Origin of the sequence: Pseudoxanthomonas dokdonensis (genome assembly GCF_001431405.1) — a bacterium.
GTDB lineage: Bacteria > Pseudomonadota > Gammaproteobacteria > Xanthomonadales > Xanthomonadaceae > Pseudoxanthomonas_A > Pseudoxanthomonas_A dokdonensis.
The window spans coordinates 130,722-143,157 of record NZ_LDJL01000001.1 but is presented as its reverse complement, the minus strand read 5'-3'; the positions used below and the strand labels follow the sequence as shown (position 1 = coordinate 143,157).

General features: G+C 66.4%; 13 protein-coding genes. 9 read left to right on the top strand and 4 right to left on the bottom strand.

Going from position 1 to position 12,436, the window contains the following annotated elements; genetic code table 11:
• Positions 1 to 163: 163 nt before the first annotated feature.
• From ABB29_RS00540 to ABB29_RS00520, 5 genes are all read left to right on the top strand, one after another.
• The gene (locus ABB29_RS00540) at positions 164 to 502 is read left to right on the top strand and encodes a P-II family nitrogen regulator (RefSeq protein WP_057656795.1); all 339 of its coding nucleotides are present in this window, start codon (positions 164 to 166) and stop codon (positions 500 to 502) included.
• Between the two features lie 19 nt (positions 503 to 521).
• On the top strand, positions 522 to 1,967 hold the full coding sequence (locus tag ABB29_RS00535) for an ammonium transporter (RefSeq protein WP_057656794.1): 1,446 nt from the start codon (positions 522 to 524) through the stop codon (positions 1,965 to 1,967).
• A 60-nt stretch (positions 1,968 to 2,027) separates the two neighbouring features.
• Positions 2,028 to 3,080, top strand: coding sequence for a two-component system sensor histidine kinase NtrB (locus tag ABB29_RS00530; RefSeq protein ID WP_057656654.1), 1,053 nt, complete (start codon positions 2,028 to 2,030; stop codon positions 3,078 to 3,080).
• Positions 3,046 to 4,515: a nitrogen regulation protein NR(I) gene (gene ntrC, locus ABB29_RS00525; protein ID WP_425414705.1), complete on the top strand. Its 1,470-nt coding sequence runs from the start codon at positions 3,046 to 3,048 to the stop codon at positions 4,513 to 4,515. The genes ABB29_RS00530 and ntrC overlap by 35 nt, the downstream gene beginning before the upstream one ends.
• 91 nt (positions 4,516 to 4,606) lie before the next feature.
• Entirely contained in the window at positions 4,607 to 5,167 is a 561-nt protein-coding gene (locus tag ABB29_RS00520) for a superoxide dismutase family protein (RefSeq protein ID WP_057656652.1), read from the top strand.
• 287 nt (positions 5,168 to 5,454) lie between these two features.
• Here ABB29_RS00520 and ABB29_RS00515 read toward each other — a convergent pair whose 3' ends face one another.
• On the bottom strand, positions 5,455 to 6,342 hold the full coding sequence (locus ABB29_RS00515; RefSeq protein WP_057656651.1) for a hypothetical protein: 888 nt from the start codon (positions 6,340 to 6,342) through the stop codon (positions 5,455 to 5,457).
• 114 nt (positions 6,343 to 6,456) lie between these two features.
• Here ABB29_RS00515 and ABB29_RS00510 point away from each other — a divergent pair, with 114 nt between their 5' ends.
• Positions 6,457 to 7,737 (top strand): acetyl-CoA C-acetyltransferase, encoded by a 1,281-nt coding sequence (locus ABB29_RS00510; protein ID WP_057656650.1) that lies wholly within the window; start codon positions 6,457 to 6,459, stop codon positions 7,735 to 7,737.
• Between the two features lie 88 nt (positions 7,738 to 7,825).
• On the opposite strand, the gene ABB29_RS00505 is transcribed toward ABB29_RS00510, so the two are convergent.
• From ABB29_RS00505 to ABB29_RS00495, 3 genes are read right to left on the bottom strand one after another with little or no spacing between them, the layout of a single operon-like run.
• On the bottom strand, positions 7,826 to 9,088 hold the full coding sequence (locus ABB29_RS00505) for a heme biosynthesis HemY N-terminal domain-containing protein (protein ID WP_057656649.1): 1,263 nt from the start codon (positions 9,086 to 9,088) through the stop codon (positions 7,826 to 7,828).
• Complete coding sequence (locus ABB29_RS00500) at positions 9,085 to 10,131, bottom strand: uroporphyrinogen-III C-methyltransferase (RefSeq protein ID WP_083487314.1); 1,047 nt, start codon at positions 10,129 to 10,131, stop codon at positions 9,085 to 9,087. The genes ABB29_RS00505 and ABB29_RS00500 overlap by 4 nt, the downstream gene beginning before the upstream one ends.
• Positions 10,132 to 10,177: 46 nt before the next feature.
• Positions 10,178 to 10,945, bottom strand: a complete 768-nt coding sequence (locus ABB29_RS00495; protein WP_057656648.1) for a uroporphyrinogen-III synthase — start codon at positions 10,943 to 10,945, stop codon at positions 10,178 to 10,180.
• Between ABB29_RS00495 and ABB29_RS00490 the strand changes: the two genes are divergently transcribed.
• From ABB29_RS00490 to ABB29_RS00480, 3 genes are all read left to right on the top strand, one after another.
• Positions 10,944 to 11,420: a YiiD C-terminal domain-containing protein gene (locus tag ABB29_RS00490; protein ID WP_057656647.1), complete on the top strand. Its 477-nt coding sequence runs from the start codon at positions 10,944 to 10,946 to the stop codon at positions 11,418 to 11,420. The two genes, ABB29_RS00495 and ABB29_RS00490, sit on opposite strands and share 2 nt — an antisense overlap.
• Positions 11,421 to 11,447: 27 nt before the next feature.
• Positions 11,448 to 11,873, top strand: a complete 426-nt coding sequence (locus ABB29_RS00485; protein WP_057656646.1) for a hypothetical protein — start codon at positions 11,448 to 11,450, stop codon at positions 11,871 to 11,873.
• A gap of 76 nt (positions 11,874 to 11,949) precedes the next feature.
• Positions 11,950 to 12,384, top strand: coding sequence for a rhodanese-like domain-containing protein (locus tag ABB29_RS00480; RefSeq protein ID WP_057656645.1), 435 nt, complete (start codon positions 11,950 to 11,952; stop codon positions 12,382 to 12,384).
• Positions 12,385 to 12,436: the final 52 nt, after the last annotated feature.

The window sequence follows — 12,436 nt, the reverse complement described above, 5'->3', positions numbered from 1 at the left end:
TGCATCGCGGCTACCCGCCGCGCCGTTGGCATGTGCGGTTCATGGGCTTCGTGCCGAGGAGACAAAGCGCGTACACGCGACGCTTGCCGAGGTGTTTTGAAAACACCGGCCGGCGCGCTGCCGGCTGGTTCCATCCACGCCGGTTACACAAGGGGTTATGCGCATGAAATTGATCACTGCCATCATCCGGCCATTCAAGCTTGACGAGGTGCGCGAGTCGCTCTCCCAGGCGGGTGTGTCGGGGATTACCGTTACCGAAGTCAAAGGCTTCGGACGCCAGAAGGGCCACACGGAGCTGTATCGCGGTGCCGAATACGTGGTCGACTTCCTGCCCAAGATAAAGATTGAAACCGTGGTCACCGACGAACGTCTGGACGCGGTGATCGAGGCAATCCAGCAAGCCGCGGGGACCGGCAAGATTGGTGACGGCAAGATCTTCGTCACCAGCATTGACCAGGTGATCCGCATCCGCACTGGTGAAGTCGGCGCTGACGCGCTCTAACGCTTGGGGACCCCACATGATGAAGACGCGACTTTTTGCCGGGTTCAAGACCCGTGTCCAGGCCCTGTCACTGCTGGCGCTGTGCGCGCTGGCCGCAGGCGTTTCAATCACCGCGGTGGCGCAGGAAACCGCGCCCGCGCCGACCGCTGAGGCTACCGCCGCCGCGGCACCGGTGGCCGAACCGATGGCCGCGGCGGCCAGCGAAGCCGCACCCGCCGAAGCCGAACCGGCACCGGTGGTCGACAAGGGCGACGTGGCGTGGATGCTGACATCGACCCTGCTGGTGCTGCTGATGACCGTACCCGGACTGGCACTGTTCTATGGCGGCCTGGTCCGCTCCAAAAACGTGCTGTCGGTGCTGATCCAGGTCATCACCGTGTTCTCGCTGCTGGTCATCCTGTGGGTGATCTACGGCTACAGCTATGCCTTCGTCGGAGGCAACGCCTGGATCGGCACCGCCGACAAGCTGTTCCTCAAGGGCGTCACCCCGGACACGCTGGCTGACACGTTTTCGGCCGGCTTCAAGCTGCCCGAATACGTGTTCATCGCCTTCCAGGCGACGTTTGCCGGCATCACTGGTGCGCTGATCGTCGGTGCCTTCGCCGAACGGGTGAAGTACGCCGCGGTGATCCTGTTCGCCGTGATCTGGTTCACCTTCGGCTACCTGCCGATCGCGCACATGGTCTGGGGCGCCGGTGGTTACCTGCTGGACAAGGGCGCGCTGGATTTTGCCGGCGGTACCGTCGTCCACATCAACGCCGGCATCGCCGGTCTGGTCGGCTCGTACTTCGTCGGCAAGCGCGTCGGTTTCGGCCGCGAGGCACTGAAACCGCACAACGTGACCTTCACCTTCGTCGGCGCCTCGCTGCTGTGGGTCGGCTGGTTCGGCTTCAATGCCGGCTCGGCGCTGGAAGCCAACGGCACCGCCGCGCTGGCCTTCATCAACACCTTGCTGGCGACCGCCGCCGGCATCCTCGCCTGGGCCGTGGTGGAAAAAATCAGCAAGGGCAAGTCGTCGGCACTGGGCGTGGCTTCCGGCGCGGTCGCCGGCCTGGTCGGGGTGACCCCGGCCGCCGGCAGCGTCGGTCCGTTCGGCGCCATCGCCATTGGCCTGGTCGCCGGCGCACTGTGTGTGTGGGGCGTGACCGGGCTCAAGCGCCTGCTCGGTGCCGATGACAGCCTGGATGTGTTTGGCGTCCACGGACTGGGCGGCATCATCGGCGCGCTGCTGACCGGTGTGTTCACCGCGCCGTCGTTGGGTGGCACCGGTGGCGAGGACTACAGCATTGGCGGCCAGGTGGCGATCCAGGCATTGGGCGTGGGCATCACCGTGGTCTGGATCGGCGTGGTCTCGGTGGTCGGCTTCCTGATTGCCAAAATGGTGTTCGGCCTGCGGGTGGCCGAAGAAGCCGAGCGCGAGGGCCTGGACATCACCTCGCATGGCGAATCGGCCTACGAGGCCTGAGTATCGGCGCGGGCGGCGTTGCACTAAACTGGTGCAATGCCGCCCAAACCCTTGCCATACATGACCCTCCTCCCGGCCATCGATGCCCTGAGTACACCGGTGGCATGGGCCGGGCCCGACGGAGACATCCTTGGCGCCAACCTCGCGTTCGCGCGCTGGCTGGGTGTCAGTGCCCGTCGTTTGCTGGGGCAACCCCTGGCCGCACTGGAAATAGAGGGCAACGCCATGGCGCGATTTCTGGACAATCACCAGCAGGAGACCCTGCGCCTGGATCGCATCGCCTTGGGCATGCCCGGCGAACCGCCACGGTTTGCCGAAGGCTGGCTGTCGCGCACCGAAGCCGGCGGCTGGCTGCTGGAAGCGCATCCGCAGGACGAATTCCCGCTGCTCGACCCGACCCAGGCGCTGCCCAGCGCGCTGAGTGCCGCACTCAAGGGCCTGGCCCATGAGTTGCGCAACCCGCTGGCCGGGCTGAAGGGTGCCGCGCAATTGCTGGCGCGGCGCGCCAATCATCGCAACGACAATCAGGACGAGCGCGAACTGATCGAACTGATGGAATCGGAAATCGGCCGCCTCAACGGCCTGCTTGAACAACTGCTGTCACCTTCGCCGCAACGCCCGCACGCCGCGCTCAACATCCATGCCGTGCTGGAACGGGTGCTGCGCCTGGCCGAAACCGAAGGCGGCTGGTCGCTGCGCATGCAACGCGATTACGACCCCAGCCTGCCGGAGCTGTCAGGCGACAGTGATCGCCTGACCCAGGCAGTCTGGAACCTGGTCCGCAACGCGATCCAGGCCGGTGCCAGCACCGTCACCCTGCGCACCCGGGTCGAACACGGTGCGCGCATCCACGACCGCCTGCATGCGATGGCGCTGCGGGTGGAAATCATCGATGACGGACGCGGCGTGCCCGAGGAACTGGCCGAGCACCTGTTCCTGCCGCTGGTCAGCGGTCGCGCCGAAGGCAGCGGGCTGGGCCTGGCGCTGGCGCAACAGGTGGTGCGCGAACATGCCGGCTCGCTCAACTACCGCTCGCGTCCCGGGCATACCGTATTCACCCTGATGCTGCCGCCAGCGCATGGCAACGGCGAGGAGGCCAGCCATGTCCATTGAAGCCACGACCGCTGCCCGTCATGAACCCTGCATCTGGGTGGTCGATGACGACCGCTCGGTGCGCTTCGTGCTGGCCACCGCCTTGCGTGATGCCGGTTATGAAGTCGATGGCTTCGACAGCGCCGCAGCCGCCCTGCAGGCGCTGCGTCAGCGTGGCGCACCGGACCTGCTGTTCACCGACGTGCGCATGCCCGGCGACGATGGGCTGGTGCTGCTGGACAAACTGAAAACCAGCCATCCGCAGTTGCCGGTCATCGTGATGTCGGCCTATACCGACGTCGCCAGTACCGCCGGTGCATTCCGCGGCGGCGCCCATGAATTCCTGTCCAAGCCGTTCGACCTGGACGACGCGGTGGCACTGGCCAGTCGCACCTTGCCGGCGGCAGGCCAGGCGGTCGCCGAAGTCGAGGCCGAAGCGCAACCGGGCAGTGATGGCAGTACCCAGCTGATTGGCGATACCCCCGCGATGCGCGCGCTGTTCCGTGCCATTGGCCGGCTGGCGCAGGCCCCGTTGTCGGTGCTGGTCACCGGCGAAACCGGTACCGGCAAGGAACTGGTGGCGCGCGCGCTGCATAGCGAATCGCCGCGTTCGCGCAAACCATTCGTCGCATTGAACACCGCCGCGATTCCAGCCGAACTGCTGGAAAGCGAACTGTTCGGACATGAAGCCGGTGCCTTCACCGGCGCCCAGAAGCGGCACGTCGGGCGGTTTGAACAGGCCGATGGCGGCACCTTGTTCCTCGATGAAATCGGCGACATGCCGCTGCCGTTGCAGACCCGGTTGTTGCGGGTGCTGGCCGAAGGCGAGTTCTTCCGGGTCGGTGGCCGTGAATTGATCCAGGTCGACGTGCGGGTGATCGCCGCCACCCACCAGGATCTGGAGGCGCGGGTGCAGCAGGGCTTGTTCCGCGCCGATCTGCTGCATCGGCTGGACGTGGTCCGGCTGCAGTTGCCGCCGCTGCGCGAGCGTGCCGCCGATGTACCCCAGCTGGCGGAGAACTTCCTGGCCATGGCCACCCGCAAGCTCGACGTGGCACCAAAGCGGTTCTCGGCGCCGGCGCTGGATGCGCTGCGCGCCTATCCGTGGCCGGGCAACGTGCGCGAGCTGGAAAACGTGTGCTGGCGGCTGGCCGCGCTGGCCCCGGGCGACAGCATCAGCGCCCAGGACCTGCAGGAGGTGCTGTCACGGCCACGACCGCAGCCGGCGACTGCCACGGTCGGTTGGCAGCAGGCACTGGCTGGCTGGGCGCGTGAGCAACTGGCGATGGGAACCGAGGATCTGCACGCCATTGCCCGCGAACAGTTCGACCGCACCCTGCTGGAAGCGGCACTGGAGATCACCCACGGCCACCGCGCCGAGGCCGCCGCGCGGCTGGGAGTTGGCCGCAACACCGTCACCCGCAAGCTCGGCTCGCGGCGCAGGAAAAACGGCTGAGCCGGCGAGCGTTCGCTGGATTGGCCAATCTTCATTCATTGTGAAGCCTTGTTTGGGTAGGGTGGACGCCCGACATGACAAGGAGAGAACCATGCGCATCGCCTTGATGGCCACTGCCACCACGTTGTTCCTGTCCGCCTGCGGCAGCAGTCCACCGCCAGCACCGGCAACGCCTGCCGTGCCCACCACCAGCAGCGCCCAGCAGGCGGTGGCCAATCTCGCCTCGGCCTCCGGCAGCCTGGTCAGCGGCAAGCTGACGCTGGTGCCGATGACCGACGGCGTGCATGTGACCGGCACCATCGGTGGCCTGGCGCCAAACAGCTCGCATGGTTTTCACGTACACGAAAAAGGCGACTGCAGCGCCGCCGACGCCACCAGTGCCGGTGGCCACTTCAATCCGTTCGCCAATCCGCACGGCAAGGCCGAGGCCGGCAAGCACCATGCCGGTGACATCGACAACATCACCGCCAACAGCGACGGCGTGGCCCAGGTCAACGCGCACCTGAGCGGGGTCACCCTGGGCGGCGGCGCGGCCAACGACATCGCCGGCAAGGCGTTCATCGTCCACGCGGCGCCGGACGACTACACCAGCCAGCCGTCCGGCAATGCGGGTGCACGTCTGGCCTGCGGCGTGATTACCGTGACCCGGTAGGGCGGAGCCTGCTCCGCTTTCCCAGGCGCAATGGGTCATCTACCAATGCACGTAGAGCGGAGCTTGCTCCGCTGTTCCAGGTGCAATGGGTCATCTACCAAAGCACGTAGAGCGGAGCTTGCTCCGCTGCTCCTGATCCAGCGTCCGTGTCCATCTCCTGTCACATGCTGGATGCTTCAGCGCAGCAAGCTGCGCTCTACGTTCAGATTCTATGGCGCGCTGTCCGTCGATGACGGTCACACCGCGGATTGACCACGGCATAGGCATCGCTAACGGGATGCGTGCCGTCAGCTCGCCAGCATCTCGCGCGGGTTGCACTGGTCGTCGCAATAGACGAATGTCACTGGAATCCCATGCGCCTCCAGCACTGCCGCCAGCTGCCGCTGGCGGGCCTGGAAATACTCGAACCCACGCGCCAGGGTTTCGGCGTCGTTGCCGAACGAGGCACCATGGCGCTTGCGCCAGGCTTGCGCGCCCAACAACGCCATCCGCGCCTGTCCATCGCGATAGAGCAGCAACGGTTCCGGATCCAGATCCAGCCATTCCTCGCCGTCCGCTGCCAGCAACGCGGTTTCAATCAGCGGCCACAGGTTGCCCAGGTTCTGGTGCTGGTACTGCAACGACATCATCGCGGCCAGATCCAGATGGGTCAGGAAGCGCACATGCTCGACCCGCGCGCCGAATGCCTGCTGGATCAGCAGCGCGGTGTCGGCAGCGGCCATGCCGCGTTCCAGCAATGCTTCTTCCAGCGCGTTGGCCACGCGCTCGACGTTCCCTGCATCACCACTGATCAGCACCGGCAATACCCGCAGCGCGCCACCCTGCAGGTCGGGCTGCGCCTGCAACGGCAGCGGAATTTCGCCGCCGGCATCGGCGCCAAATGCGATCAGCCGCGGACCCTGGTTGCGCTGTGGTGCACGGCGCAGCAGCTCGTCCAGCCGCTGGTGGACCGGCCAGCCCGGGCGCAGGATTTCCGCCGGATCGAAATGCGCCGCCGCCAGCACCAGATCGAGCCCGGGCAGATCACTGGCGAAGGTGGCGAGATCGCGACCTACCAGTTCGACCAGACGGCCGGCATCGTCGGCGGTCAGCGCTGCCTGCGCGGGCTGGCTGCCGGATGACAGCTCCAGTGCGACGACGAGCATGCAGCGCGAATCGGCGTGTTCAACGGTCATATGAATATTTGGCGGCGGCGGAGGGGGGCATTACACTGGCATTATGCCTGCGCAGGTCGTGACAACCGATACTGCATCTTCCACCCACCGCCCACATTTCCGATGAGGAATCCCATGTCCACAGCTCGCCCCGTCGCCATCCTCGGCGGCGTCCGCATTCCTTTTTGCCGCCAGAACACGGCCTATGCCGACGTCGGCAACCTGGGCATGTCGGTGCGCACGCTGGGCGCACTGGTCGAACGTTTCGGCCTGCATGGCCAGGCCTTGGGCGAGGTGGCGATGGGCGCGGTGATCAAGCATCCCAGCGACTGGAACCTGGGTCGCGAGGCGGCGTTGTCGTCGGGGCTGTCGCCGCTGACCCCGGGCATCACCCTGCAGCGTGCCTGTGGGACCAGCCTGGATTCGATCATCACCGTCGGCAACAAGATCGCGCTGGGACAGATTGAATCCGGCATCGGCGGCGGTTCCGACACCACCTCCGACGTGCCGATCGTGTATGGCAAGAAGCTGCGCTCGCGGCTGCTGGCGGCCAACCGGGCCAAGAGCACCGGCGACAAGATCAAGGCGATGGTGCAGGGCTTCAAGTTCAGTGAGCTCAAGCCCGAGTTCCCCGGCGTGGCCGAACCACGCACCGGCAAGAGCATGGGCGATCACTGCGAGGACATGGCCAAGGAATGGAACATCAGCCGCGACTCGCAGGACGAGTGGGCGGTGTCATCGCACAAGAAGCTGGCTGCGGCGTACGAGCGCGGCTTTTTCGATGATTTGATCGCGCCGTTCCGTGGCCAGAGCCGCGACAACATCCTGCGCCCGGACACCTCGCTGGAAAAGCTGGCGACGCTGAAGCCGGCATTTGACCGCGTCTCCGGTCGCGGCACCCTGACCGCGGCCAATTCCACCCCGCTGACCGATGGCGCCGCGGCGGTGTTGCTGGCCAGCGACGAATGGGCCCAGGCCCACGGCCACGAGCCACTGGCCTACCTGCGCGATTCGCAGGTGGCGGCCGTGGATTTCGTGCATGGCGAGGGCCTGCTGATGGCGCCAACCGTGGCGGTGCCGGAAATGCTCAAGCGCCATGGCCTGAGCCTGCAGGATTTCGACATCTACGAAATCCACGAAGCCTTCGCCGCCCAGGTGCTGTGCACGTTACGGGCCTGGGAGAGCGAGGAGTACTGCAAGAACCGCCTGGGTCTGGACGCACCGATGGGCCGCATCGATCCGGCCAGAATCAATCCCAATGGTTCCTCGCTGGCAACCGGTCATCCGTTTGCCGCGACCGGCGCGCGTATCGTCGCCACCGTGGCCAAGGAGCTGAAGCAGCGCGGCGGCGGCCGTGCGCTGGTATCGATCTGCACCGCCGGCGGCATGGGCGTGGTGGCGATCATCGAACGCTGATCGCGACGGCGCGCGCTGGTTTGCCCCGCTTCAAATAAAAAGGCCCGGATTGCTCCGGGCCTTTTTTTAGTGAAAGCAACCTGCGGCGTCAGCTGCGCAGGCGCGGCATGCCATGTTCATCACGTTCCTCGGTGACGGCCTGATCGAAAATCTTCTGCCGCAGATCGCGGCCGGGCAGTTCGCGGGCAGCTTCGCCACGCGCCACCCGCAACGCGTTGGCATAGCTGAGCTGGGCCAGATCCGCTTCGCCAGCGGCAGCGAAGCCATGGCCCATCTCCTCCCAGGCCTCGGCATCGGCACCCTGTGCCAGGGCGCGATGCAGGAACTCCTGTGCCTGTGCCAGCTGGCCCTGGCCACGTGCCAGCCGGGCCAGAGTCACCAGCAATGCCGGGCTGGCCGGGTGTGCCTGCAACCAGCGCTGGGCACTGGCCCGGCGCGAATCCATCTTTTCCAGCGGCAGGCGCCCGTACAACCCGGCCAGCGACTCATCCCATTGGCTGTCCAGCGCATGCTCCAGGCTATGGGTGGCGGCATCGTCCCAGCGCATGCTGGCGGCGCGTTCGGCATAGGCCGACACGACCTGCGGGTGGGTGCGCAGCAGCTTCGGCATCTGCTCCCAGCGTTCGGCCAGCGCATTGGCATCAGCGGCTTCCCGCAATGCCTGGGCGGCCCACTGCGCTTCCAGCTTGTCCAGGGTCGGCTTCGGCAGCGCATTCTGTTGCTTCAATGGGCCCAGCAGGCCGTAGGCATCACTGCCGCGCGCGCTGGCGGCCAGCGCCTTGGCACGCAGCGCCAGACCGCGCGGCGGCAAAGGCTGGGCAGCCGGTGCATCCAGTGCGGCCAGCGCATCGGCCGGGCGTTGCTGGGCCAGTGCACGGTCTGCGACCGTGAGCGCATAAGCGGTGGCATTGGTTTGCGCCAGGGCCGACAGGTGGCGTTCGGCGGCGGCCGCGTCCAGCCGTGCGTCGGCGGCGCGAACCGCGGCGACGCGGGCGATGGTTCCCACTTCCTTGTCGGCGGCTGCGCGATCCAACAGCTTTTCCGCCCGCTGCCAGTGTCCGCGGTGGACCGCCTCCAGGCCTTCGAGCAATCGTGCCCGGTATTGCTTGCGGCGATAACGCGCCCATACCCGGAACGGCATCGACAACAGCGACCAGACCAGCCACAGCACGCCCACCGCCAAGGCCAGGGCAATGATGGCACGTGGCACGTTGGTGGTGATTTCATAACCACCCATGGTGATGAAGACTTCGCCCAGATCACGCGTGCCGTCCTGCATCAGCCATTGCGAGACGACCACGCCGACCAGCAGCAACAGCAGCAGGATGATGACGCTACGGAACAGTTTCATGGCTGGTTCTCCGTCGTGGGCGCGGGCGGTACGGCGGGCGTGATGGGGGCGGTCAAGTCAGTCCGTGGCGAACCCCGGCGCAGATCCTGAAGTTGTAGCAGGGTGCTGCCCAGAACCGGCGATTGCGCACTGAGTGGCGCCTTGCGCATCTGCTGCAGTTGTTGCTGGCACTGTGCCAGATCGGCCGATGCCGGCCACAGCCGTGGCAACCAGGCCTGGACCCGACCCAGCGCGGCATCGAAACCGGCCTCATCGCCACGCTGCAGCGCCGCCCGGGCCAGGCTCAATTCGATCTGCAGTGCCGCCTCGCCGGAATTGCGCGCAGTCGGGGCGACGATCGCATCCTTGCGTACCGGCCGCACGTCGACCAGCGGCGCCAGCAGGCGTTGCCAGGCCGGGCGCGGGGTCGTGCTGTCGCTGGCCAGATTGCGCGGCAATGCCTGCAGGCGCTGCGACAGCAGATCCAGCTGCAGCATCAGTTCCGCCTGCGGGCCTTTGCCCAGCGCATCGAGTGCACTGCGCTCCTGTGCCAGCGATTGCCGCAGATTGAGCAGTTGCGGATCCTGCAGGCTTTCCAGTACCTCGGCCGCGAGGGCGTAGGTATGGCGCGCGCCCAGCAGATCCTGGGCAACGACGATGCGCTGGTTGGCCAGGGTCAGCAGCAGTTCCAGTTCGTCCAGTCGCATCGCGCGCTGGCCATGGGCGGTGCTGGCCGACAGTTTGGCGACGCTTTCTTCCAGCAGCGCGCCACGCTGGCTCAGGCCCAGCACCTCGTCGCGCAGCACCCGGTTGGTGGCAGCGGCATCCTGCAGGCGCTGGTTCTGCGCGCGCTGTTCACTGCGCAATGAATCCAGTCGCGATTGCAGCGCCAGCATCCGCTGCTCGGTGCCATCGATCTTGGCGATCTCAGCGGCCTGGCGCGCCTGCCACCATTCCCAGCCGCGCCAGCCAGCAAAGGCCAGCACCAGCAGGACGATCAGCCACGTCAGCGCCTTGATGCCCAGCCGCTTGCGCGGCGTAGGCGTGGTGTCTTCGATTTCCATGCGTTCTTCCCGTTACTGTCTGCAGCGTCCGCTGCAGGCCACCATGCTAGCGGATGCGTGCGCCCATAACGTGTACGGCGGTACTTAACAATTGCGCCGGTCGTGGCCCGGCGGCCGTCGCCACCGCGGCGAAACCCTGCTCGACGGCCAGTTGTCGCAGGCGCTCGCTGGCAACGACCGCGGTTGCCTGCAACAGCCGCTCGCGCCTGTCGTGATCCAGTTGCGACAGCACCTGCTGCAGTGCCTTGGCGCTGCTGACCATCAGCATGCCGGCCCCGCGCGCATCATCGAGTTGACGCAGCGCGGGTGCTGACAGCGGCAGTTCGCAGCGGCGATAGACGTCGGCCCGGCGCAGCTGCGCACCGCGCTGGATCAACCCGGCCGCCAGCAGCGACCGTCCGTCCGGGGCCGTGACCAGACCCACACTCCGGCCGTGCAGATCGTGCAGCACCGGCAGCGCCAACAGACCTTCGCTGTCCATCCGTTGCGGTGCCAGCACCGCGTTGATACCGGCTCGCCGTAACGCAGCCGCGGTCGCACTGCCGACCGCCAGCCATTGCTGGCCGTCGGCCCGCAAAGGTTGCAACGCCGCCGCCGCCCGCACCGCGGGTGGGCTGGTGAATACGATGACGTCACTGGCCAGCGCCTGCTCCAGTGCGCGCCGCGCCGGTGGATCATCCAGCGCCTGCAGCGACCATGGTGACAGCGCCACGAAACCAGCGCCCAGCCGTGCGGCACCTCGTCGCAACGGCTGGTGGCTGCCACGGGGGCGCAGCGAGATCACGTACCATGAGGGCAACAGATGCGGTTCCATGCAGGGATTATGTTCGATGTACGTTGAAGCGGCGATGGATGCATTGCGCCACGCCTATCAGGCCATGCCGCCGGTGCGCGCCATGCAGGTTGAAGTCGAGGGTTACCAGGCACCGTGGTTGAAACTGCGCGCGCCGCTGGCCGCCAACGTCAATGACAAGGGCACTGCGTTTGGCGGCAGCCTGTGTTCACTGATGACCATTGCCGGCTGGGGACTGCTGCAGATGCGGTTGTCGCTGGAAGACCTGCGCGCGGAGATCTATGTCGCCGACAGCCAGGTACGCTACCTGACCCCGTTGCGCAGCCAGTTGCAGGCACGCGCCCGCTTGCGCGACGACGGCGAGTGGGCCGAATTCATGCTTACCCTGCGGCGCCGCGGCCGCGCCCGCACCCAGGTGCTGGCCCAGGTGGATCTGGATGACGGCCAGGCCGCCTGCACCCTGGAAGGGCGCTTTGTCGCCATCGCGGTGGGTTAGCATGGGCATCCTGAGGGGGGAACCAACATGCGTGGATTGATAACTGCCGGCGTGCTGTGGGCTTTGCTGCTGGTCATGGGCACGGCCGATGCGCAGACTTCGCGCCGCCAGCGCAACAAGCTGGAACAGAGCCAGATTGCCTTGACCGCCGCGATCCGCTGGGGCGATTTCGAAGCGGCCTGGCAGATGGTCGACCCGGCCTACAGGCAGGCCCATCCGCTGAGCGACGTTGAACTGTCGCGCTACGAACAGGTGCAGATTTCCGGTTACCGCGACCTGAGCAGCCAGCTCGAGGCCGACGATACCGTGACCCGTAATATCGAGCTGCGCGTCATCAACAAGCACACCATGGCCGAGCGCACCCTGCGCTATCAGGAACACTGGCGCTGGGACGCCGAAAACAAAGGCTGGTGGCTGGTTACGGGGCTGCCGGACCTGTGGAACGGGCAGTGAGCCGGACGGCGGCGGGGCGGGCAACGCCGTGGCCCCTGTGCGACAATCGCGGCCCATCCCGTAACCTGCGCCATCCGTGAATTTCGAGACCCTGCAGAGCTTTGCCGCCCAGTCCCCGCTGTTGTCGCTGGCGTTCGCCGGACTGACCGTGGCCATCATCGTGAACGAGATCGCGCGCCTGTTCCGCGGCTACAAGCCGTTGAACCCGGCCGGGCTGACCCACCTGATCAACACTGAAAACGCACTGGTGGTCGATCTGTCGGCGGCCGGCGATTTCGAAAAAGGCCATATCGCCGGCAGCAAGAACGTCGCGCCGAGCCAGTTCGACCCGGAAAACAAGCTGCTGGCCTCGGCCAGACAACTGCCGGTAGTGCTGGTATGCCGCAATGGCCAGGCCTCGGGCACGGCTGCCAAGCGGCTGAAGAAGGCCGGTTTCGAACAGGTCTATTGGCTCGATGGTGGCATCGGCTCGTGGCAGGCCGCCGATCTGCCGCTGGTCAAGGGCCGCTGATGGCGGTTTGAGCTGAACTTTCATTCAGCTCGCTGTACAGCCCTTGAACCGG